Source organism: Thioclava arctica (assembly GCF_040892615.1).
GTDB lineage: Bacteria > Pseudomonadota > Alphaproteobacteria > Rhodobacterales > Rhodobacteraceae > Thioclava > Thioclava arctica.
The window spans coordinates 1-23,280 of sequence record NZ_JBFRYC010000015.1 but is presented as its reverse complement, the minus strand read 5'-3'; the positions used below and the strand labels follow the sequence as shown (position 1 = coordinate 23,280).

Annotated in this window: 17 protein-coding genes, 1 tRNA gene and 3 pseudogenes; 13 read left to right on the top strand and 8 right to left on the bottom strand. The window is 60.1% G+C overall.

Annotation, left to right across the window (positions count from 1 at the left end):
- Positions 1 to 276 precede the first annotated feature (276 nt).
- From AB4874_RS17305 to AB4874_RS17285, 5 genes are read left to right on the top strand one after another with little or no spacing between them, the layout of a single operon-like run.
- Positions 277 to 1,530, top strand: coding sequence for a patatin-like phospholipase family protein (locus AB4874_RS17305; protein WP_368392912.1), 1,254 nt, complete (start codon positions 277 to 279; stop codon positions 1,528 to 1,530).
- Positions 1,527 to 2,267: an acetoacetate decarboxylase gene (locus AB4874_RS17300; RefSeq protein ID WP_368392911.1), complete on the top strand. Its 741-nt coding sequence runs from the start codon at positions 1,527 to 1,529 to the stop codon at positions 2,265 to 2,267. The genes AB4874_RS17305 and AB4874_RS17300 overlap by 4 nt, the downstream gene beginning before the upstream one ends.
- A gap of 35 nt (positions 2,268 to 2,302) precedes the next feature.
- Positions 2,303 to 3,091: a 3-hydroxybutyrate dehydrogenase gene (locus AB4874_RS17295; RefSeq protein WP_295533660.1), complete on the top strand. Its 789-nt coding sequence runs from the start codon at positions 2,303 to 2,305 to the stop codon at positions 3,089 to 3,091.
- Positions 3,092 to 3,127: 36 nt separating this feature from the next.
- Positions 3,128 to 3,295: a DUF3096 domain-containing protein gene (locus AB4874_RS17290; protein WP_295533658.1), complete on the top strand. Its 168-nt coding sequence runs from the start codon at positions 3,128 to 3,130 to the stop codon at positions 3,293 to 3,295.
- Between the two features lie 33 nt (positions 3,296 to 3,328).
- Positions 3,329 to 4,780, top strand: coding sequence for an MFS transporter (locus tag AB4874_RS17285; protein ID WP_368392910.1), 1,452 nt, complete (start codon positions 3,329 to 3,331; stop codon positions 4,778 to 4,780).
- A 3-nt stretch (positions 4,781 to 4,783) separates the two neighbouring features.
- Here AB4874_RS17285 and AB4874_RS17280 read toward each other — a convergent pair whose 3' ends face one another.
- Positions 4,784 to 5,884, bottom strand: a complete 1,101-nt coding sequence (locus tag AB4874_RS17280; protein ID WP_368392909.1) for an AI-2E family transporter — start codon at positions 5,882 to 5,884, stop codon at positions 4,784 to 4,786.
- Positions 5,885 to 6,065: 181 nt separating this feature from the next.
- Between AB4874_RS17280 and AB4874_RS17275 the strand changes: the two genes are divergently transcribed.
- Positions 6,066 to 6,155 (top strand) — tRNA-Ser (locus AB4874_RS17275).
- Positions 6,156 to 6,254: 99 nt separating this feature from the next.
- On the opposite strand, the gene AB4874_RS17270 is transcribed toward AB4874_RS17275, so the two are convergent.
- Positions 6,255 to 7,796, bottom strand: a complete 1,542-nt coding sequence (locus AB4874_RS17270; protein ID WP_368392954.1) for an AAA family ATPase — start codon at positions 7,794 to 7,796, stop codon at positions 6,255 to 6,257.
- Between the two features lie 546 nt (positions 7,797 to 8,342).
- On the opposite strand from AB4874_RS17270, the pseudogene AB4874_RS17265 reads away from it, so the two are divergent.
- The 3 genes and pseudogenes from AB4874_RS17265 to AB4874_RS17255 form a co-directional block, all read left to right on the top strand.
- Positions 8,343 to 8,663, top strand: a pseudogene (locus AB4874_RS17265) (hypothetical protein); the annotation flags it as partial.
- A 362-nt stretch (positions 8,664 to 9,025) separates the two neighbouring features.
- Entirely contained in the window at positions 9,026 to 9,718 is a 693-nt protein-coding gene (locus tag AB4874_RS17260; protein ID WP_368392908.1) for a M15 family metallopeptidase, read from the top strand.
- A gap of 51 nt (positions 9,719 to 9,769) precedes the next feature.
- Positions 9,770 to 12,358, top strand: coding sequence for a hypothetical protein (locus AB4874_RS17255; RefSeq protein ID WP_368392907.1), 2,589 nt, complete (start codon positions 9,770 to 9,772; stop codon positions 12,356 to 12,358).
- Positions 12,359 to 12,691: 333 nt separating this feature from the next.
- Here AB4874_RS17255 and AB4874_RS17250 read toward each other — a convergent pair.
- The 5 genes and pseudogenes from AB4874_RS17250 to AB4874_RS17230 all read right to left on the bottom strand — a co-directional run.
- A pseudogene (locus AB4874_RS17250) lies at positions 12,692 to 12,820 on the bottom strand (IS5/IS1182 family transposase); the annotation flags it as partial.
- Positions 12,821 to 13,348: 528 nt separating this feature from the next.
- Positions 13,349 to 14,398, bottom strand: coding sequence for a quaternary amine ABC transporter ATP-binding protein (locus AB4874_RS17245; protein WP_368392906.1), 1,050 nt, complete (start codon positions 14,396 to 14,398; stop codon positions 13,349 to 13,351).
- Between the two features lie 10 nt (positions 14,399 to 14,408).
- Positions 14,409 to 15,449: an ABC transporter permease gene (locus tag AB4874_RS17240; protein ID WP_368392905.1), complete on the bottom strand. Its 1,041-nt coding sequence runs from the start codon at positions 15,447 to 15,449 to the stop codon at positions 14,409 to 14,411.
- A gap of 114 nt (positions 15,450 to 15,563) precedes the next feature.
- Positions 15,564 to 16,559: an ABC transporter substrate-binding protein gene (locus AB4874_RS17235; protein WP_368392904.1), complete on the bottom strand. Its 996-nt coding sequence runs from the start codon at positions 16,557 to 16,559 to the stop codon at positions 15,564 to 15,566.
- A 602-nt stretch (positions 16,560 to 17,161) separates the two neighbouring features.
- Complete coding sequence (locus tag AB4874_RS17230; RefSeq protein WP_368392903.1) at positions 17,162 to 17,464, bottom strand: glutathione binding-like protein; 303 nt, start codon at positions 17,462 to 17,464, stop codon at positions 17,162 to 17,164.
- A 1,146-nt stretch (positions 17,465 to 18,610) separates the two neighbouring features.
- On the opposite strand from AB4874_RS17230, the gene AB4874_RS17225 reads away from it, so the two are divergent.
- Positions 18,611 to 19,768, top strand: coding sequence for a hypothetical protein (locus tag AB4874_RS17225; protein WP_368392902.1), 1,158 nt, complete (start codon positions 18,611 to 18,613; stop codon positions 19,766 to 19,768).
- 143 nt (positions 19,769 to 19,911) lie between these two features.
- A pseudogene (locus tag AB4874_RS17220) lies at positions 19,912 to 20,240 on the top strand (transposase); the annotation flags it as partial.
- A 339-nt stretch (positions 20,241 to 20,579) separates the two neighbouring features.
- On the opposite strand, the gene AB4874_RS17215 reads toward AB4874_RS17220, so the two are convergent.
- Positions 20,580 to 21,491, bottom strand: a complete 912-nt coding sequence (locus tag AB4874_RS17215) for a DMT family transporter (protein WP_368392901.1) — start codon at positions 21,489 to 21,491, stop codon at positions 20,580 to 20,582.
- 466 nt (positions 21,492 to 21,957) lie between these two features.
- Here AB4874_RS17215 and AB4874_RS17210 point away from each other — a divergent pair, with 466 nt between their 5' ends.
- Positions 21,958 to 22,815: a helix-turn-helix transcriptional regulator gene (locus AB4874_RS17210; RefSeq protein ID WP_368392900.1), complete on the top strand. Its 858-nt coding sequence runs from the start codon at positions 21,958 to 21,960 to the stop codon at positions 22,813 to 22,815.
- A gap of 217 nt (positions 22,816 to 23,032) precedes the next feature.
- Positions 23,033 to 23,280, top strand: a 248-nt coding sequence (locus AB4874_RS17205) for a transposase (protein ID WP_368392899.1), incomplete at its 3' end; no start/stop codon positions are given.

Below are 23,280 nucleotides of genomic sequence, written 5' to 3'. Positions count from 1 at the left end.
TCCCGCCAAACGGGTGCGCCGAGACAGGGGGCTCTCTCCCCCCCTCAATCGCGCGCCACCCGTTACGAGCCGCCCTCGCACTGTTCTCTCTCCGGTCTGCGGGGGCGCGTTCGCCTATCACCGTGGTTCTCTCCCACCTGCCCGCCCCGAAAAAGGGCGGGCTTTTTCACGTCTCCTCCTCTGCGCACACATGCCCGTGTCGCGCAGGAACAACGCCATCCGCGCAGAGTTCTGTCGATGAAGCGCCAGTGAAGCACAGTGCGAGGAGCCATTCCAATGGCACGAAGCAGCCCCACCCGAACAAGCCGTAAATCCCCGAACCGCGACGTGCTCGGTCAGACCCGCCGCCACGCAGCCCATATCCCGATCCACATCCCTGAACAGGCGAAAGACCGACATAAAGTGCTGGTGCTGCAAGGGGGCGGCGCGCTGGGGGCCTATCAAGCGGGCGCATTCGAGGCGCTCGCAGATTCCGGGCTAAGCCCTGACTGGGTGGCTGGGATCTCAATCGGGTCGATCAATTGCGCCCTGATCGCAGGTAACCCGCCGGAAAAACGCGTAGCGGCCCTGCGGGACTTCTGGGAAAAAACCAGCATGGCCACCGCCAGCTTGCCCTTCGTGCCCACGGGTATCGCGCGCGGGCCTTGGAATAGCGCCTCATCTCTGGAAGCAATGATGTTCGGCGTGCCTGGTTTTTTCCGCCCGCGCATGCCGAGTGCTTGGTTCACCAAATTTACTGACCCGACCAAAATCAGCTATTACGACACCGCTCCACTGCGCGAAACGCTGGAGCGGTTGGTGGATTTTGACCTGCTCAATGACGGGCCAGTGCGCGTCAGCCTTGGGGCGGTCAATATCGAGACCGGCAACCTGACCTATTTCGACAGCGAAGATACCGTGATCACGCCCGATCATGTGATGGCATCAGGCGCACTGCCGCCGGGCTTTCCCCCGATCGAAATTGACGGGGCGCTCTATTGGGATGGTGGCTTGGTGTCAAATGCACCGTTGCAATACGTGCTTGAGGACGGCTTGCAACTGAGTTGCGCGCAGGGCAATTGCCCGCCGCTTTTGATCTATCAGGTCGATCTGTTTCCAGCATCGGGTGAGGCCCCCGCGACGCTTGCGGGCATCGAGACGCGCGAAAAGGACATCCGGTTTTCATCGCGCACCCGCGCAACGACCGACCGGATGAAGGACTTGTCGCGCGTGTCAGAGCTTGCACGTCGGCTGGCGGCAAAACTCCCCCCCGAGTTGCGCGACGATCCCGACCTGCGACTGCTGATGGATGCGGCCGCAAATTCGGACGTGACGGTCATTCACCTGATTTATCGCCATTTTGCCTATGAAAACGGCTCAAAAGATTACGAGTTCTCGCGCCCCTCAATGCTGGAGCATTGGCAGGCCGGAAGCCGCGACGTGCAGCGCAGCCATGCCAATGCCGATTGGGAAACCCTACTGGCCCCCGGCGAGGGCATGAAAGCCTTTGATTTAAGCCTGCGATATCCGAAGTTTGGAGCCCTCCGATGAAACAAGACGATGTTCTCAAAACCGCTTTCGCAATGCCCCTCACCAGCCCCGCATTTCCGCCCGGCCCGTATCGTTTTATCAACCGCGAATTCTTTACCATCACCTATCACACCGATCCCAATCTGTTGCGCGACGTGGTGCCCGAACCCCTTGTGCCCAATCCCGAGGGCCTTGTGAAATTTGAATTCATCCGCATGCCCAATTCGACTGGCTTTGGCGATTATACCGAAAGCGGCCAAGTCATTCCCGTCAGTTTCAATGGGGTCGAGGGCGGCTATAGCCACGCGATGTATCTTGATGACGAAGCCCCGATTGCGGGCGGGCGCGAGATTTGGGGCTTTCCCAAGAAACTGGGCGCGCCGCGTCTGAGCGTCGAGAAAGACACGCTGCTGGGCACGCTCGATATTGGCCCGGTGCGCATTGCCACGGCCACGATGGGGTTCAAATATACCGCGATGGATTTGGCGCAGGCCAAGGCCGCCGTCGAGGCCCCGGCCTTCCTGCTCAAGATCATCCCGCATGTCGATTGCACGCCGCGGATTTGCGAGCTGGTGCGCTATGCTTCGCAAGACGTGACCGTCAAAGGCGCATGGTCCGCCCCTGCCCGGCTGGAGCTGTTTGAACACGCCCTCGCCCCGGTCGCCGATCTGCCCGTGCACGAGGTGGTCTCGGCCAGCCACATTCTTACCGATCTGACGCTGGGTCTGGGCACGGTGGTCCATGACTACCTCGCCTGACATAATTTTAATAAGTTAACCCAAGGAGTTACTCCATGACCCTCGATCTGAAAGACAAAATCTGCATCATCACCGGCGCGGCCTCGGGCATCGGCAAGGCGATTGCTGAGCGCTATGTCGCAGGTGGTGCCAAGGTTGCGATTGCCGACCTCAAGCTGGCGGTCGCGCAGGCGACTGCCGATGAATTGAACGCCCAAGGACCGGGCCGCGCGATGGCCGTCGAGATGAACGTGACCGATGAAGATCAGGTCAATGCCGGCGTCAAGGCGGTGGCCGATAAATGGGGCCGCATTGACGTTTTGGTCTCCAATGCCGGCATCCAGATCGTCCATCCGATCGAGGACTTCCCGTTCAAGGATTGGAAATTTCTGCTCTCGGTCCACCTTGATGGCGGATTTTTGACCTCCAAGGCGGTGATCCCCTACATGAAGACGCAAAAATCGGGCTCGATCATTTTCATGGGCTCGGTCCACTCAAAAGAGGCCTCGCCGCTCAAATCCGCCTATGTCACGGCCAAGCACGGGCTGCTGGGTCTGGCGCGCGTGATCTCGAAAGAGGGCGGCAAATACGGCGTGCGTGCCAATGTGATCTGCCCCGGTTTCGTGAAAACGCCGCTGGTGGAAAAACAGATCCCCGAACAGGCCAAGGATCTGGGGATTTCCGAAGAAGAGGTCGTCAATGACATCATGCTCGGGGGCACCGTCGATACCGAATTCACAACGGTCGAGGATGTCGCCGAAGTGGCCTATGTCTTTGCCGCCTTCCCAAGCAACGCGCTGACGGGCCAAAGCCTGGTGGTCAGCCATGGCTGGTATATGAACTGATGGGTCTTGCCAGTCGGTGACGTGATGGAGGTTTAAATGGTATATTCAGGGTCGATGGTGATGCTCGCGCCGCTGATGGCAGTATTCGCAGGCGTGCTCATCTTAATTTTCCCACGTCTTTTAAGCTATATCGTGGCGGTCTATCTGATCGCGATCGGACTGGCGGGATTGTTTCCGTTGATGATTGGCACGCCGATGGGGTGACTTCGGCATTTCCTGCGCTAAGTGCCTTTGGCCATGCTGAAAAACCTTCGTGACAATATCCTGCCCCTGACGGTGGCGCTCGCCCTCTTGATGGAGATGGTGGACGCCACTGTTCTGGCCACCGCAGTCCCGGTGATTGCGCGCGAGTTGGGGGTGGCGGTCCTGTCGCTCAAGATGGCGATGGCAACCTATCTGATCGCGCTGGCCGCCTTTGTCCCGGTGTCCGGCTGGATCGCCGACCGTTTTGGGGCCAAGCGGGTGTTTATCACCGCGCTGATTGTCTTTGCGGCCGCCTCGCTGGTCTGCGCGCTGCAAACAAGCCTGCCCGGTCTGATCGCTGCGCGCGCCGTGCAAGGTCTGGGGGCGGCGCTGATGTCTCCCGTGGGGCGCATCATCGTGCTGCGCCATACCGAGCGGTCTGAAATCACCCGCGCGATGGTCTATGTCACCCTGCCTGCGCTGATCGGGCCTGCCATCGGGCCTTTCGTGGGGGCCTCGGTCACCACCTATCTGGGCTGGCGCGCGATCTTCTTGATCAACCTGCCACTGGCCGCCGCCGCGATTACGCTGACCCTAAAGGTGATGCCAAAAGACGGCCCGGCGATGGCGAAACCTTTTGATCTGCCGGGGTTTGTGCTCTCCGCCTCGGGGCTTGTCGCGGCCATGACAGGGCTGTCGTCACTGGGCGAGCATATCTTGCCCTGGCAAGCCGCGACGGGACTAGCTGTGCTGGGGGTGATCTTGCTGATCCTTTACGGGCTGCGTGCCTCAGGGAGGAGCGATGCGTTGCTCGATCTAAGCCTGTTTCGCCATCGCACTTTCGATATTGGCACGATTGGAGGGCTGATTTTTCGCCTTTCCAACGGCGCGATCTCGCTGCTGTTGCCGCTGTTCTTCCAGCTGGGGCTGGGCACCACGATCATGGTATCAGGCGCACTCAGCGGGCTGAACGCTGTGGGAGCGGTGTCGATGCGCGCGATTGCGCCCCGTTTTCTTGATCGTTTTGGGTTCAAACCGGTAATGGTACTGGCCGCGTTGATCCGCGGCGTCACGATCTTTGGCTTTGCGACTGTCACCAGCATTTTCGATTGGCAGCTTATCCCGCTACTGCTGATCGGCGGGGCGGCACAAGCGGTGGTATTTACGGCCGTCAATGCCATCGCTTATGCTGATCTGGAGGCTGCGGAAATCAGCACGGGCACGGCATTTTCGGCAATGACGCGGCAAATCTCGCTGGCGATGGGAATCGCGTTTGCTGGGGTCGTGCTGCAATTCACCGCGGGTGCTGCGGGGGGCACCGATGGCTCCACGGCCCTGCCCTTACACGCCTTCACCATCGCTTATCTTCTGAGCGGAATGATGGGGCCGCTCTCGGCGCTGTATTTCATGCGCCTCAAGCGTGGCGATGCCGATGGGCTGCGGCGCCGCAAATCTAAACCGCTGTCGTCGTCACGCGAGCCGCAACGCCCGCCGCAAGATCGCTAGGCCTCAATGCTCGGATTCGGGCAGGCCTTCGCGCGATAGCAACACCGCCAGCGGGCGCAGCGTCGGGCTTTGCGCACAGATGATCATCAGCGCCACCATGATCGGCACCGCCAGAAACATCCCCGGCAGGCCCCAGACCGCCCCCCAGAAGGCCAGCGAGATGATGATCCCAAAGCTCGAGAGGCGCAGCGCATGCCCCATCAGCATCGGGTCAATCACATTGCCGATGATGAATTGCAGCACGCCGATGATCGCAAACACACTGGCCGCCTGATACGGGTTTTGCGTCAACACATAGGCAGCAAGTGCGGCAATGATCGTGGCGATGATCGACCCGATCGAGGGAATGAAGTTCAGCGCGAATGTGATAATCGCCACCGGTGCCGCCAATTCCAGCCCGCCAAAGGTAAACACCCCGTAAACCGCAATCGCCGTAACCCCGCTGACCGCCGCCTTCACCAGCAGGTAATGGTTCACCCGGCGCATGATCGTGCCCACGGTTTTCGAGATCCGCTTGGCGCGCTCCTGATCCCCCATCAGACTCATGAGTTTGGCGTCAAACCAAATCCGCTCGGCAAATAGGAAGCCCACGAACAAAATAACCAAAATCGTCGCCGACAGCAGGTTCGAGGCCTGTCCCGCCAGCGTCGTCAGATAGCCCGCCACCTGAATACGCTGCATCGATTCCAGCACCGATTGCTCGACATCCGGCCCCATCCAGCCAAACAGCTCGGCAATCGCGCGCTGCGCGGGACCGGCATAGTTCAGGATGATCGTGATAACCGTGTTGACCTGACTGATCAGCACCGCCGTCAGCGTCAGCAACCCTCCCGCAATCAAGGCCAATGCAATCAGCGAGGCCACCCGCGGCGGAATACGCAACGGCCCGATGCGCAACCGCCCCACCCCGTTGATCGCCTCAGATGTCAGCGAAAACAGGATGATCGCAATCGCCAGCGAGATCAGAATAAAGCGCGCCTGCACCAACAAAAACAACACCAGCGCAAAAGCGATGATGCCCAACAGCACATTCGTAAGCTGGCGCGGCTCACGGCGCTGATCATCGTGCAAAGCCGAGAGGCCTTGACCGGGGCTGTCCTTCATCTTCATCGCGTCCTTGATCCACCCGCGCGGGCGTAAAATCTGGCCAAGCCTTATGCTAGGGTGCCCAGCCCCCCCGCGCAAGCGCCCCCGCGTGCGAAATAAAATCAATTCGAGCGCTAAGCAGCTTCTGCATAAACCCCCCTTGCATCACGCCTGGGTTTGCGGCTAAACCGCGCGTCACGGACAGTTGGCCGAGTGGTCGAAGGCGCACGCCTGGAAAGTGTGTAGGCGGGGAACCGTCTCGAGGGTTCGAATCCCTCACTGTCCGCCACTCCACTTCTATAAAGCCTTCATTTGTCTGTCCTTTTTTGGCCGTGCTGGGTCTGAGTTACGTTTTGAGTTACATTCTCGCTTGTCTGGGATGGCTTCCTCAAAACTTGGGGTGCTTTGCGCAGTCCCGCGTAGCCATCATACCAGAACTCTCTCTCATAGCCTCAAAATTCTGAGCACCTCGGGCAGAATCCAAGATCCGCGCCCGCAAGTCTGCGATTTGCCCCGCATCCAGCTCACGGTGTTCGATTAGTGCCTGAGCAATCGTCTCAATGGCTTGTGGATGGTCTGCAACGAGTTGCCGGGCGGCGGCGTTCGCCGCGTTGAGGAGGTCAGTGACGCGCAGGCGCAGGTGTTTGGGCATTGTCAGGTGATGCTCGGGGGCGACGGGCGTCCAGAGCAGATCGCTGCCGAAGAGCGCGTGTCGGGTCACAGCATCTATCGCGATGCGCGTCGCGAGGGCGAGGTCGGATTGCTCCGTGCCGCCGGCTCCGATCGAAGCGTCACCGAATGTCGCCAGTTCAGCGGCCCAACCGGCCAGCCTAACGATCATCGCCGCGCGCAGGTCGGTCTCGGTAATGGCAGGCTGGATCGGCAGCTCCATCGTGCCGCCCGAGGGGCCGATTGAGGCGCTCGTTGGCGGGGTGGGAAACAGCTGAAAGGCTGCGAGCAGATGACCGGCCTCGTGAACCGCCATGCGCTTGAGCAGACCGGGAGACATCGCTGGCACGATCTCCTGCGCGGCGTCGATGAGATCGTCCGTTGCCACCGGGCGAGCGTGCTGCCGCGCAATCCCAAGGGCCGCGCGCGCCACCCCCGCTGCTGTCGCGCCGCTGACCCCGATCAGCAGATCCGCGGCTGCGCCAAAATCTGGCGCGGATGGACCGAGCGCATCGCGCAGAATTGCCGAGATCCCGGCCCGATCCGGGTAGCGCATCCGCAGGTGCAGGTCGAGGCGCCCCGCTCGGCGCAGCGCTGGATCGACATGCTCTGGATGGTTCGTCGCAGCCAGCACAATCACCCCCGGGACCTGCGCCAAGCGCGTAAGATGCACCAGCATCGCGTTGACGACCTGGCGCTGATATTCGCTATTGCGATGCTGGATCATGCGATCGGCGAAGCTGTCGATCTCATCGATAAAGAACACGCAGGGTGCCTTGGCGATGGCCTCACTAACAACTGTGTCGAGCGCTGCGAGCATCTGCCCGAGATGGCCCGCCTTTTGGCACTCCGCGTAGCTCGTGGATACGAGGGGCACGCAGGCTTGGGCAGCGAAGGCGCGGGCCAGCATCGTCTTGCCACAGCCCGTCGGCCCCGAGATCAGCGCGCTGGTGAGGAGATCGCACCAATCGACCTTGCCGGCCTGCCAGGCAATTAGTCCGGCCAAAAGCCGGTCGATCTGAGGGCGGATCGGCGTGAGCCCATGCACGCGATTGAGGCCGTCTTGGACCAGAACCCGTGACGCATCTACCAGCTCTTTGAGCCGGATGGCGGCCCCTAGCGCCGTTTGCTCTTGAAACGCCGGGCTAAGTAGCGGCCCTTCGAGACGGCGCAGATCTTCGTCGGTGGGCAGCGCCGCCAGAAGCGCGTGCGTGTCAATCTCGCCCCTACCGGAATGCGTGACGCAGAGCAGCTGCAGCATCAGCGCGCGCGTAAGCTGAGGCAGCATGCGCGGCTTGGGACAAAGCGCGCGGGCGGCAGGCGTGAAAGCCCCCGGATCTGACGCGACCGCGAGAAGCGGGCCGCCATAGCTGATCGTCTGGTCCTGCTCTTGGCAAAAGCGCTCATGAGAGCGCGCTTGCTCCGAAGCACTTGCATCGCGATGCGCCATATCGACAAAGACCGCGAGTCCCGCGCCTGCCACCTCAGGCAGCGCGAGGAGCCTGGCGAGCTTGCTCAGGATCCTGTCGAGCTCGATCTTGGCAAGGATCAGATCGCGGCCCGGGCGCACCAGTAGCAAGGTGCACTGGCCATCGCGGTGCATCTGTCGTGCCGCGTCTTCGCTGAACTCGCGCGACGGCGCGGCACAACGCTTTCCGAGGTCGCTGAAATCCTGTACCCGGATTGATCGTTGCCGAATAAGTGCCGCCTTAAGGCGTTGATGATGTGAACGCCCCCACGACGGCGTCGATGTGCCAAGGCGGGCCTGCAATGATCGACAAAAAAAGCGGTCATGTCGTAAGCTATCAAGGTCGGGCTCGATCCGGCCGACGCGATCCGGCTCGCCCATGACGGGCGGCTGGTCGATCTGCGGCTCGTCTCCATCGCCGACGCCGAGGCGCGCGGCATCGAGGCGGTCCGCCAAGATCGCGCGACCTACGATCTGCCGCCCGGCGATCCGCGCGCGGCGTCGCTGACGCGGGCCGTCGTGTTCGGTGCGCCGGACGTGATGCTGATGGACCTGCCGCAGCTGACCGAAGACCAGCCCGCGCATCGGCCGCTGGTCGCCGCCCACGCCATTCCCTGGCCGGGTGAGATGGCGGTCTGGAAATCTGTCCGTGCTCGAGGACCTTTTAGTAAAGCAGAATCCCTCTGGCGCAGTTTTTCGCCGAGGCTGTGCAAAACACCATCAGTCGCAGGGACGGCCACCCAAGCGAACAGATCGCCAGCCCGTTACTCCATCTCGTTGCCTAAGCCCGGGGCGAAAAAGGCTTGACCAAGGACTGAGATCATGTGCAGTTTTATCGAGTAGTAAACCGCTTTAGGAATGCAGATCGGTTCAGTCATGCTTCTGTCGGCTAGAACCCAGACTTTACTATCTGTGATAGCGATCATTGGATTTCCAGTGTTACAAGCCTCGGCTTGTGTGCCAAGGGATTTCTTGGCAGTTGAAGTAGCGCAGAACAGCGCGTCTGCTGCACCGACGCATTGTTGCTCGCCTACGATGATATCAGTTTATCCCCAGACGGCCGAGCCATAAGCCTGAACGGACAGGACTGGCTAGACCTTGGGACGATCCGCGATATCCCGCCTGAGAACACGCTACGCGACCCAACTATTCTTGAACAATTCAAGTACCGTTATCCGCTAGAGTTTGACCTGACGCAGCGCGCCGTGCCTTTCGTCGATCCGGGGCGGTTACGCAATGCAGCCTTCTTCGAGGCGTTGTATTTTCAAACAGAACAGGCGGCACGCGAGAGCCTTGTTTACGTAACCGAACCGGCGATGACGCAGGCATCGTTTCGGGTCACGCGGAAACGAAATGTCGCGTGTCAGCTTGCTGCGGCTCTGGCCGCGCTGGCCGCATCTGATCAGGATTACAACGCCCTGTTCGCGGACGCGGGCGGTAGTTTCAACTGGCGTGCGATCGCCGGAACGACGCGGTTGAGCACACATAGTTTCGGCATCGCCTTCGACGTGAATGCCGAGATGGGCAAATACTGGCTCTGGACCGGTGCCAAAGAAGATGCCGTTGGCCATTACGACAACGTCATTCCCGAAAGCCTTGTTACGACGATGGAGCGTTTCGGTTTCATCTGGGGTGGGAAGTGGCACCATTTCGATGGCATGCATTTCGAGTTCCGACCCGAACTTATTCTTTACAGCCGTATGGTGCCCGACTAACTTTCCAAGGGAAGCGGCAAGGGCAAGGCAGTCTGATTGAGAGGATTTCTCATGGCAACCGGTTTAAGGCACTTGGCACGACTTGCAGTCGTTTTGTCACTTTCCCCGTCCACCGCCGCAATTGCACAGCAGGTTGTGGACAGTTACGTCGCAGTGATCGGACCGCAGGACCGCTTCAATTCGTCAGGCGCCGCATTGACCCAACCGGGCCAGATACTCGCGCAGGACCGCGCCAATTTTCACCGCTTTGGTATCAGGCAAGACGGTGACACGGCGGACCGGACCTTTCTCACCACCGAGAAACGTGCGCGGATACCGGCACTGCTTGGCAGTGGGTCTGTTGACCCCGCCGTCGCCCGGGCGATCCTTGGGGGGCAGGATGCGCCCGTTCTCGTCGAGGTGCTTGGGTCGGCCGGGCGCGCGACCGGGCTGCGGGTGACACTTGTCACAGGGGCGCAGCAGCAACCGGCACTGCCGGGGATGAGCGCGCCACAACCGTCTGATCTGACATGGAATTTTGGCAGGTATTCGGCTGATATGGCCTTCATCGCGTCGGCGGACCTTTACCGCGGGCAAGACCTGCTGGTGTCGTTGCGGTGCGTCGAAGCCAACGGTGCGCAGCCTGCGGCGGTCGCGGGCATCGATCCGACGCCCGGAATCGTGACGTTACATCTTGCGCCGCAGATGGCGGGCAGCGGCGCGGCGGGCCAGGCGATCAATGCGGAACTTGCGCTTGGTCCGTCGGATACCCTCGCCCTGCCCTTCGAGTGGCGCGCGCCGCCGGGCGCGTTTTCGGCCGACCTTGTGCTGGTGCCGGGGTTCGCCGAACGGTTGGCCGAAGGGCGGGTGGCGATCCGCACCGGTGCGCAAGCTGTAGATTTCGCCGGTTCGTCCGGGCTGGGCGAGGCGATGGCGCAGTTGTCGCAAGCCTGCATGTCCCAGGCGACGGTGGCGGCCAAGGGTTGTGCGGACCTGGAAGCGGGCGCAGACCTCGCGCAATGCATCCTCCCGGGCCGTGCCAGCGGATCGGGACAACTTCCCGATTTCGAACTGCCGCAACCGGAAGACGGACAGCCGCAGGCCTCCACCGCGCCCGTGCCAGATGCGACGGCAAGCGCAGTAGGCGGGTCCTTCGAAGAGGTGGTACCACTTCGGGAAGAGGCGCTCGAGAGGCGCTTTGCGCTCTGGATGCTCTCCGAGCGTCCGACGATGCTCGAGAACGAGATCGGTTGGCGTCGATGGGCGTCCTCAGACCGGTCCTTTGGGCGGCGTGACGACCGGGAGTCGGTGTCGGAACGTCTGCGCGAGGAGGCGAGAGCCGCGGGTGCGCCACGTCGGCTGATCATCGACCTTCCGGCCCGGGTCCCGGATGGAGATGCGCCTATGGGAGGCGCCAGCCGCCCCCCCACGGTCGTCGTTGCGGAAAAAACCGAATACGGCGGCACCGCCGGAGGACCCGCAGAGACGCTGCGGCAGCTCGAGTTCGACAACGGCTTCGTCAACGGCTCGGTCGTGTTGTCTTTAGTCAACCCCGTGTCGCTCGTCCTTGAAGGTCAGGGCGCCGCCGAGGCGGCGGCCCGCGGACCGGCCGCACGTCATTTCTTACGCCTTGAGATCGCCCTAGAGGATCCTGTCATCCGGTTGCCTGAGGTCGACCCGGTCCAGCCGCGGCACATGGGGGTCGCGGCGACAGCGGATGCCCGGGTGCTCGCGGCGAGCCTGATCGACGACGCAGCTCCGAGCCGTGGCTATCCGGCGGAACCCGGAGAGCCGTTCTACCATTTTTCCAGCTCCGCGCTGGAGGCGGGCATGGGAACGGAGGGCGCCCCACTCGGGGACGCCGCCGCGTTGACGTCGCTCTACGCCGACCTGACCCTGCGCGACGATCGTGCGACGCACGGGTTAAGGTCTCTCTACCCCGACCCTGACGCCCTCGTCGAAGCGGAATCGGGACGGTTGGGTGCCGAGCAGGCCCGCCTCGCGATGAGCCTTGTCTTCCTTAGAAAGCACGGGCCGGACCGTGACATCGATCCGCCGGTTCTGCGGGCGATCGCCGATCAGATCCTCTCGCCCGATGAGTGGATGCGTCTCATCCCGACGGAACTGCGTCGGGAGACGGGGCTCAATGTGAATGATGAGGCGCTGGCTGCGCATCTCGCCTCGATTGAGGACGAGCTCCTCGAAGCGGCCGCATCCGTTGCGCCGGAATGGCCGGTCGCCTTCGCGGCGGTGGTGCCGGTGATGATTCGACGTTACGACGCGGATCTTGGAGGGGTAAGGCTGACGGTGGGACAGACGCCCATGCCATGGCTTCGCCGCCAAGATGCAATCGAACGGCTTCTTGAAAAAGATCCGAGGGTCGCCCCGATGAGCGCCGCCGAAGCCGAGGGCCTGCTCGCGAGCCTGGATCAGCGGACGACGCCCGCGCGACGGCAGATTGCCATGCGCGTCACCTATGACATCGTCGGCGTCGATGCTCCGTTCGTCTACAATTTGGCCGGCGCCCCGGGAGGGCCGCCGGGCCCCATCACCCTGGAGGTCATCGCCACCATGGGAGGTCTCGTGGAGGTCGGTGCGGCCGAACTGTTCCTTGACGAGAAACTTGACGAGCCGTTGGCGAGGCTCCCCATATCTGAATGATGAGGACGCAGGCGCGCCCGTTCAGCAAGGCCACGCTACGTGGCATCGCTCTCGTAGGTTTGGGCGGGTGCCGAGTAGCGTTCGTGCATGATGAAAAGTAGCCTCTTGATCATTTCAAGCCGTAGACTGAGAGCCTGAGATTATGCCTCTGGCGGTGATGCTGTACGTGCGCGGTCCCCGCTCTCGCTGAGAGGCTGACCGAAAAAAGAGGGTGAGTAATTTCAGCAGGTTGTGATTCCATCGGATTTGCGACGAAAGGGTTCTTTGGAAGAAAGAGAGATGGGGAGAGAGTAATGGGTCATGACCGGTTCCTTTGGGGAGAATGAGATGCGGGCCCGCCTTGGGCGCCAGCCACACCATGTCCTTGTCGAGCCAGATCAGCAGCGACCCGCGCCGCTTCAGCGCTTCGTTGTAGGATTTCCAGTTCGTAGTGCGGTAGTGGACAGGGTCAGGCTTGCTCATGACAAGCCTCTTAACCTACCAGATTCGCAAGGTGAATCCTTTAAGTGGCTACTTCTGCAACAATGCCCCACGCATTCGCCACCCAGCAGTGGTTTGCCAGCAAACCACGAGAGGGGGCCCTCCCCGCTTGAGGTGAATTCCACGGCCCGGATGCCGCCGGTGACCCACCTTGGCACACAGATGCCGTCGGGGGGGCGGTTACATCATCAAAGCCGAACAGAGGTAAGACACCCCAGATATTTGAGCCCACGGTTTGATCGTGCGTGCATTTCTCAGGAATCGTCGTCGTCAAATAGATCGTTCCGGACACTGAACGTTTCATCTTCTGAGACAACGTCCAGTGACCAGCCGGTCCCGCCCGCACGGTTGTGGATGTCCAGCTCAAAGGAGATAGCGTTTACCACTCAGAGCGGGCGAGAGGTTGAGTTGCTCGAGCCTATGGCCCCAGACAGCGCGGGTGCATCCCGCGCGCAAGTATGTCAGTACTACCCTGCCCTGTAACTCCAGCGCCCCCCTCGCCCTTCTCTCTCAGCGTTTGGCGGTCTCGCCCGAGGACTGCGCGGGCACCAGCGCGCGCACGATCGAGGGCATCGTGAGGCTGCCCACCGCCGCACCATCGCGCAGTACGCGGTAGCGGCGGTCAAGCGCACCTTGCGATTTGGCAATCACGCTCTCGAGGTTGTCGTTGAGATCGATATCCCCTGACATCTCGCCCTCGGGTGCGCCCTTCTCCATCACCGAGCGCACGCGCAGAACCCGCGCACGATTGATGTCGGCCACGAAGTCCTCGATATAGGGATCGGCTGGATTGAGCAGGATATCCTGCGGCTCGCCTTGCTGCACCACACGCCCGTCATTCAGGATCACCAGATGATCGGCAAGCTTGAGGGCCTCGTCCAGATCGTGGGTGATGAAGATGATCGTCTTGTGCAACTCTGCCTGCAGTTCGAGCAGCAGATCCTGCATATCCGTGCGGATCAGCGGATCAAGCGCCGAAAACGCCTCGTCCATCAGCATGATATCAGAGTTCGACGCCAACGCCCGGGCGATCCCCACGCGCTGCTGCATACCACCCGAAAGCTGGTGCGGATGGTGGTCGCCGTAGCCCCCAAGCCCCACGCGCGCGAGCCATTTCTCGGCCTCGGAGGTATATTCCGAGGCCCCGATGCCGCGCGTGGCCAGCGCCATCGCGGTGTTCTCGGCCACGGTGCGATGCGGCAGCAGGGCAAATTTCTGGAACACCATCGACATGTTCTCGCGCCGCAGCTTGCGGAGCTGCGCCTCGTTGTAGCCGAGGATATTCTCACCGTTCACCAACACCTTGCCGGCTGTGGGTTCGATTAGCCGGTTGAGGTGGCGGATCAGCGTCGACTTGCCCGAACCTGACAGACCCATGATAACGGTGATCTCACCTTCTTTCATGTCGACATTGATGTCGTTGAGCCCCAGCACATGGTTGTGTTTCTCAAGTAATTCCGGCTTGCCCATGCCCGCCTTGACGTCTTCCAGCGCCGTCAGCGGATCACTTCCGAAAATCTTGTAGAGGTGACGGATGGAAACCTTGATATCTTTCGTCATGCTTGTCTCCTCACTTTCCGCTCTTGCTGGTGTCGATGCGCGCCAGCGCCGCTTTCGTCACGCGGTCCAGCAGGATCGCGAGAATGACGATGCCAAAACCAGCAACAAGGCCAACGCCCAATTCCAGCGAACGGATGCCGCGCAGCACAAGCACACCCAGACCCGGCGCAGAGACGAGCGAGGCGATCACCACCATTGCAAGGCTCATCATGATCGTCTGGTTCACACCGGCCATGATATTGGGCAGCGCCAGCGGGATCTGCACGCCAAAAAGCTTTTGCCGCTTGGTCATGCCAAACGCATCGGCCGCTTCGATGACATCAGGATCTACCAGCCGGATCCCGAGATCGGTCAGACGAACGACCGGCACGATAGCGTAAAGGATGATCGCGATGCCATAGAGCTTGGGCTCTGTAACCGAGAACAGGAAGATCAGCGGGATCAGATAGACGAAGGGCGGCAAGGTTTGCAGCATGTCGAGGATCGGGATCACGATGCGCTGTAATCGATCGCTGCGTGACATCGCAATGCCTATGGGCACCCCGAACAGCACGCATATGAAGGCGCAGACAAAGATAATGGCCAGCGTCTCCATCGCCGCGGCGTAATGGTTGATGAAGGCGAGCAGCGCGATCGAGGCCATCACGAAGACCACCAGCCGCCACGACCGTGTGACCAGCCAACTGATCAGCATCAGCACCGGCACCATGATCCACCAAGGCGTGTTGGTCATGATCCAGAGCATGTCGTTCAAGGCCCAGCTCAGCGGCTGGGTCAGCGGATCGACAATCGCGCGCAACCCGCTTCGTATTGCCAGAAAGCCGTCTTCGAGACCTTGCGTCACTTCGCGCGAGGGCGGGACCGCAGCGCAGGCCTTGTGCAAGGCATCAAGCGAGGGAAAGGGCCAGTTCCAGAGCGTAGGGCCTTGCGTGCTCGTGCCATCGGATTTCGCGATCAGGTCGGCCATCGACATCATGCCGCCGCCATCGCCCCCGGCTGAGCACCAGTCCTTCAGGCCAACGGCGTTGAAGATGTTCTCATAAGCTGCCATTCGTTTTCCGGGCCGCGCCAGCGGTCCCGCCTATCATTTATTGCACGTTTGATCGAAAAAGGACGGGGTCGCGATCGACCCCGTCCGTGAAAGGCGCGCTGGGCGCCAGCTTGATCATCCGCCGATCAGCTTGGAAAGCTTTTTCTGGGCGTCCGCGGACAGCCAGTTTTTCCATGTATCGGGATAGGCCTGAATGAAGTGGACCGCCGTTTGCTCGGCCGATGCCTTGTTCTTGTCCTGCCATGCCAGAAGCTGCGACATGGTGTCGGTCTTGAAGCTCATCTTCGAGAAGAACTCGGTCTCGGCGGGGTGATCCTTGGCGAATTGCGTGGTGACCGAGGTCAGCACGGTTGCCGCCGGGAAATCCGAAACCTGCGGGTTCTTGGTGTCCTTGTTTTGCAGATTGTCGAACTTGGCCTTGTCGTAATCGCCCAGCTTGACGCGGGTCATGTCATAGTTGCCCATGACGACGGTCGGACCCCAATAATAGCCAAACCACGGCTTCTTGTCGGCATAGGCCGATGCGATCGAGGAGGCCAGCGTCTGGCCCGACCCGTGATTGAAGACCTTGATTCCCGAGCCTTCGAGGTTGAGCGCGTTGATCAGGTTGTCGCTAACCACACGGCAGCCCCAGCCATCGGGACAGTTATTAAAGCGGTTGCCGACCCATTCGGGGTGCTCCATCACACCTTTGATGGTGGTCAACTCGGGGTGCTCCTTGGCAAGATAGGTCGGGATCCACCAGCCTTCGACGCCACCGGGCTCGAGCGTCTTGGCAACCCGTTTGATCTTGCCTTCGTTTTCAAGCTTCTTGTAGGCGTCGCCCGCCGAGTTCAGCCACAGGTTGGTGACGACATCGGGACGACCGTTTTCTGCGATCGAGGTAATCGCGGGAATGGTGTCGGACTTGATCAGGCTGACATTGCAGCTATAGCCCTGATCAAGCATGAATTTCGCGATATTGGTGGTAACTTCGGCGGCAGCCCAGTTCATCTGGGCGATCGAGATATCACCACATTTATCGGCAGCACGAGCGGTTCTGGTTTGGGCAGCAAACCCGGTGATCATGACGGTTGCCCCGGCAACCGCAAGGAGTGTTGTCTTCCGCATGTAAAGTCCTCTCTTGGTGAGGTTGGAGATCGTTCAAGCAGCGTTCGACCAGTGCGTGATGTGACCAAACCATCCTGGCAGCGCATATCACCCGCTCAGGATGTAGTCGCTCTATCGCCGAAAAAGGGCCCCAAGGGGGCCTGCTCAAAGTCACGCTCAACGATTGCGGCAGACGCTAACAATGACGCTCACGATCAGCAACCAGCCGCCAATCACGATTATTTGAGTCCTTTCCGCTGATTGAGTGGCGCCAAAAAGAGCACAAATCCGGGCCCATACCGGCTCTTCTGGAGTGATCTCGATAGGGAATTAATCTTGCGAATACAGCGCCTTATGCGGGCCTACTGCAGCCGCTCTGAGGGGGTTCATCGCGCAAAAACAGAGTGGATGCCGGACAGCATCAGCAGAGCGACACCCCCAAATCTGCAAAACTAGGAACTGGCCGACCTCCATTGAAGCGCTCAAGAGCCGGAGTTCGCCAATGATCCATCGGCCAGCAAGGTAGGGTCGGTGACGCGATCAATGCAGCGCTGCGGACCTTGCCAAGCGATCGCACTGTCCAAAGGCCCGCCCCAAAAGTCTTGGCTTGGGGCGGGCAAATGTCATGCGTTCACGTAGTTGCTGGGGAACAGGGCGCGAAGCGAGGCTTCATCACCGGGCGTTTTGAAGGTCTCGCCCTTGCTAATCTGCTGCGCTTTTTCAACGGCGGGGCGTGCGTTGATTACCTTGAACCAGCGCGCGACTTCTGGAAACCGCTCCAGACCTTCGCCGCCCAGCACACGCTCGCCGCGGATGGCCCAGCCCCATGCAGAAATGTCAGCGATGGAATAGTTGTCACCCACGATGAATTCGCGGCCCTTCAGGTGATCATTCAGCACCTGATAGTGACGCTCGGCTTCGCGCATGTAGCGGTTCTTGGCATATCCTCGGTTGGCACCAGCCCAAGCGTCGCCGCCGTGATCAAAGCGCCAAAGGCAACAAGATCGTATCGAATGCGGCCCCAGACAAGAAGCGCGAACACCACCCCCAACAGGGCAAAAATCTGTGTTAATTCAGCCTGCATGGCGGGAGCCTAGCGGAGTTTCGTCAAAGCTGAAACGGCAATGTTCGTCGGACGGTTTTGCAGTATCCCGGTATGCGCCAATCTCGTTAGCTGTCGGCTATGTCCGCGGAGAAGACACCAGTGGAGCATATAAATTCAGAGGGATCGGGTAGTCTTTCGGTGCCATCGATCCTGCGACGTTTCCCAATGATCAGGCGCCCCCGTGATAGACGAAGGTGCCTATTGGGGGCAATCATAGGCACGATTTGAGCGCCTTGTCGGCGATGCAACCTCCCGTGCAAAAAATTGAACCGCTCTTCAGCGTGCCCGGTGGCCGGGCCGACAAAAACAGCTGATGACGGTGGCTTGCGACATAAGTTTGAGTAATCTGAGGGGCGCCCGCGACAAGGCGCAAGCAATTGTTTTACAATTGCAAATATTGACCCTCAACACTGGGTATCGTCATCTTGGCAATCGCAGCGAAGGTCAGGAAACGTCGCTGAAAGGTCTCGCGGTGTTCAAAGATGCTGCGCGATGCACGAATGACCGGTTTGGTGAGGCCGCGTAGCGGTGTTGGTCTCCACCCAAAATGTCGGTTTTTGACCGGTCGCGAAGGGGCGATGGTTAGGCGGATTTCGGAAGTTCGCCGCACGCGCGAACCAGATGAGAGGCTTCAGCAGGAGCGGACATTCAGATGCGATATGCCATCCCAATACTCGCCCTCTTTTCGGCGCGAAGAGGCGCCATGCTTCACAGCCTGCCTTTGTCGTTCGGGCATCCTTGCCAGACTGGAAAAGTTGCCGCATTCTGATGTTCAGGATGAACCATGCTTCGGATGTGGGGAGATTTCCCGAGGAGCACTCTTTGCAGCCGGACGTCGAGACGTGAAATGTCAGACCGACCAGATCCAATACGCCGTACTGCCGCCTTTGCTTTCGAGAACTGGGGGGTGGCGACTTTGGGGTACTCTCTTTTCATAGCCCTCTCAAAGCTCGAAATATGGGGGGACGTGGCGAAGTGGCTCGATTTCAACATTGAGGGGCTGACTAAGGTCCTGAATTTTCTTGGCGATGTGACTGCTGCCCTGGCAGTCCCGATCGATATTCTCGGTTGGATCGCCTTCCTTTTGTTTCCAATCGATATCTCGGAGGAGATGCAGTTTCCTGCGCTTGTAGGAATGCTGGCTGCAACAATGGTTTATTTATCAATCATCAGGTTGGTGGGCCCTGCCTTCGTGCCGGGAAAGGTGCGCATTTTCAGCCCGATCAGAGACTCCCTGATCTACCCGATCAAGCCCGAGTTCCGTGATGAGGTTGCCGATTTCATCAGCTCAAAGATGAGCGATTCAAGCGCACGGATCTTCATACTGGGGCCGTTTGCGGACTACCTGCGGGGACTCAGGCAGAAGATTCCAGAGAAGTATCTTCTCGCGCGGTTCGATCGGGCCGCTGAAGATATAGAGAGGATATTCGAGAGCCAAGCGCTTGGCCCCGGCGGAAGTGGAAGGGGGTCACCTCTTCGTCAAGTCGGTGTCGTTCGTACGAAGGCGGCGGTCGCCGTTTTTATCATCATACTGGTAGATCATGTTTGGTACGAATCTTTGAGCAGTGGCATGCTGTTGATTTGGGATGTGATCCGAGTGGTGGCTATAACTCTCACGGTGGTTTTTGTTTTCTTAATATTGCTTTTTGTCCTGGTTGCCCTCAAAAACAGATTCACCCGGAGCCCTGGACGCTCAGGGAAAGCGGGGAGTGGCTGGGTTGCCCGCTATATTTGGCGTGGGTTCAATCGGATGATGGAGATCGGACGTGATCCATCACTTCTCGACCCCGGCGAGTTCAAGCTGGGACTTCCTGAATATCCGGATACGGAACTGGCCCGCTCGCCTGTCTTGTCAATCACCCATATCAATGATGTGAGCTACAGTTCGGTTGCCGGTGTGCGCTTGCTTTCATGGCCTGCTCGGATTCAGGTAGTTTCGCATGGTGGCATGAGCGTGACGCGCCGCGCGAAGTTCAGACGCGGAATTAGGCGCCGTGTGCGCCAGGTGGTCTTTCAGTTTCGCCCGGAGGATGTGGTCCTTGATACAATTCGCGTTCCGGTCCTTGGGCTCGCCCCCCCACCGGTAGCACCAATCAAGACGGCTCCTTCTGCCCCGAATACTTGACGTCCGGCTGCGAACCAGGGGCATTCCTGAACATCCCCGTGTTGAAGCCGGGCTTGTAGCCTGCAAGGTAACGTCAATCAAGGATGGACCAGAGCCTCCAATCCGAAAAGCGCCCAAGCGTCCCAAATTATCTGACGACGGACAAGAGGCGGCGCAAAGCATTCTTGCGCAAGCGGCACCTGAAATGTCGCGCGGTCGCCTACAGCCTGGACGAGGCCGGGGATCGGCTGTTCACCTTCACGCGCCTGGACCCATCGCAGTGGAAATCGGCCAGGACGACAAACGCCATAGAGCGTCTGAACGAGGAATTCCGCCGTCGCATCAAGACCCAGACCGTGCTGTCCTGCGCCGAAACCGTGTCGATGCTACTCTGGGCGCTGATGGCATCGGGCCAAATCCAGATGCGAAAGGTCGATGGCTGGGAAACCTTGGCTCAGCCCATCACCCAATCAGCCTTGACCTCGCGGCCTGATCAGGCCCAAATCCACATGCTCGGAGAACGCCGCCAGAGAATTTCAACCAGATTCAAGACACAACCCGACTTCCGTAAGAATACTGCTCCATGGCAATGACTTAAAACACCGCCTTTATGATGCCGCACCGTAGCAAAAGGCTGCAGGTTAAATCGCAGCAAAGGGCCGGGAGGCCCCCTTCACACAGCGGCGGATACCAGTCATTCGCAGGGTCGAGCACAAACGTCAGCGAAGCGCAGAAAGTGAAAATTCGAGCACCGCGCCGCCGCATGTTTGCTTTGAACTCATCCCGCAAAGCTGACCGATACTGCATTGCAGAAAGACATTGGGAGTTAGCTCTAAACTGTATTGTCAGGCGTTGGCACCGATTGGCGCGCTCGGACTTGGCGCTGTCCAGTATGCCAAAGATAGAGCGCTAGACTGACAATTACGATTGTCCCACCGCTAAGCATCGCGGGCGTCGGAGCAACGGCGGTTCCGGCCCAAATCCAAATCGGGCCGAGAACGGTTTCGAGTAGCATCAGCAGACCCACGTTCGACGGGTGCGTATAGCGCGATGCAAGCGATAGCGAGAAGAACGACACTGGCAGCACAAGACCACCCGCAAGGGCAATCGCCCAGACGTGACCTTCAATCATCGCGCTCGTTCCCGTCCAGGCAAGACCTGCGAGGCCGGCCAGCGTGGCTCCGCCCCCCACCACCAGCAGGATTGGCAATTGCGCATTGGCTCGGATGGTGACGAAACTGAGCGCGAGACACATCGCAACGCCCAGCCCTGTTAGGGCGCCAAGTAGCGGGCTGCCGGTGGTCTGCGCGGGCGCGGTCCCGAAAACTGCGACGCCGATGCCGGCCAGCACTGCCGCAGTCGCAATCCAGGTTGTCCAATGCGCCGTCTCTCCCAGCAACATCCGGGACAGTAGCGCAGCAAAGATCGGCACGGTCGCTACGCTGAATAACACGACCGACACTGGCGCCACCGCGATGCCGATCGCGAAGAGCGAGGCGTTGCAGGCTTGGCAAAGCACGACTAGAAGCCCCGCCCCGCAGGCAATGGCACGCAGATCGCTTTGAAGGTGCCGCCGTCGGAAGATCAGCCAAGCCAGGAGCATTGCCGAGCCCATGAGGAGCCCGCGCCAAGCCACCATCTGGGAGCCATTCATCTCCGACCACCGCATAAGAAGAGTGTCAGGCGTGATCACCAGCGCACCAAAAAGTGCAAGGATGATGCCGAACGTGGGACTTCTTGTCATTTGTCATTCCAGAAGCGAGAGCAGGATCAAGCCTTACCGGTCCGCCCACATCATTCCAAGATATTCCGGAACATCATCGGGACTTAGGCTCCCGACTCGCTAATCGTCAAAGCCAGCTATCCTGCTTATGGACACGCTGTGCTCACCGCCCAATGTCCGTAATGGCGGGCTCCAGTGCGGCGTATCCTGCGACCGACGAAGGTCGGCTCTGGGCCGAGTGCAGTCTTGGTGACGTTTGGCACCAAACCGCCTCACGCTGCATCCGACGCGGCCATTCGATATCAGCTGGCCACTGGTGTTCATCTCGTCTTAACTTTTCGCGTTGATCCCGCAGGGTCGGCAATTGACGACGTCACATCTCTTTGCCACAAGTAAAATAATCTTTCCATCATGCCCGCTTAAAAAGCAAAGATAGTTTATCATTCCTGCACTCCCTCTCCTGCGGGATCGTCGCCGCAACCTTTCCTTGACCCAAGCGAGCGTGGCCAGCGCGGCGGGGATCAGCATCCCGACACTGCGTAATCTCGAACAGGGCAAAGGCAGCATCGGGTCGCTGTCGCGCACCCTGCCCTACCTGCAGCTCCGGTGGTCTTGGCTCCGTGACACGGATGCCGGGCCGGACCTTGCGCGGCGTCGGCGGATGCGCGGGCTCAGCCAGCGCGCGCTGGCGGAAAAGATCGGTTGCTCGCGCCCGACAATCATCGCGCTTGAGCGCGACCTGACCGGCAGGGTCGAGACGTTGCTGCGTGTTCTTTCGATCCTCGGGATCCGTCAGGCTCTTCGCCCGGAGTCAGCACCAACAAAGCCCGGGCTGGTCCCGGCAACGAACGATCCCGCCCGCGACTTGGTGATGACGCCCCCTGATCTGGCGGCCAGGATCATCGCACATTTCGCAGACCGGATGTCCGGGCATGTGCTCGACCCGGCAAGGGGCGCGGGCGCGTTTTACGACCAGTATCCCGATCATGTCGAACGCTCTTGGTGCGAGCTGGCGCTGGGTCGGGATTTTCTTGCGTGGAGCGATCCGGTCGACTGGATCAGGACGAATCCGCCCTGGTCGAAGATCCGCAGTTTCACCCGCCATGCGATGACGCTCTGCGAGCATATCGTCTGGCTGGTGCCGATCGTGAATATCACCACCAAGGCGCGGCTGCGGGATTTGGCTGAGCACGGATACGGCATCGCGGAATTGGTGCTCCTCGATACCCCGCGCGGCTGGCCACAGAGCGGGTTCAGATGGTGGCGGCGCATCTGCGGCGTGGCTACACCGGCGACTGGCGCGTGTCGCGGCTTGAGATTTGACGCAACCCCACGGCAGATCTGACATGCTGGAAAGGAATGTGCGGGAGAGAGGACCAGTTCATCCTGACGCACCGCAATCGCGGCCCCGGCATCCTTCGGGGTCACGTCCGACGCGATCTGCGCGCTCAAGGCGCCTGCTGATCGGCCAAACGGTTCGAGCGCCGAGCCACACGACATCGGCTTGAGCCTCCCCCTTTGAAGTGGTCCGCCCTTATAGTTAGGAAAGCGGAGGACCAAGAATGGCGATTAAGAGACCCAAGCCCGAAGAGATTGTCGTGAAGTTACGGCAGGTTGAGGTGCTGATGGGGCAAGGCATGCCCCGGATTGACGCGATCCGTCAGATCAGCGTGACTGAACAAACCTATTACCGCTGGAAGAAGAAGTACGGTGGAATGGGCACGGAACAACTCAAAGAGCTAAAGCGGCTACAGAAAGAGAACGAGCGCCTGCGACGTGCAGTTTCTGACCTGACCCTGGACAAGCTGAT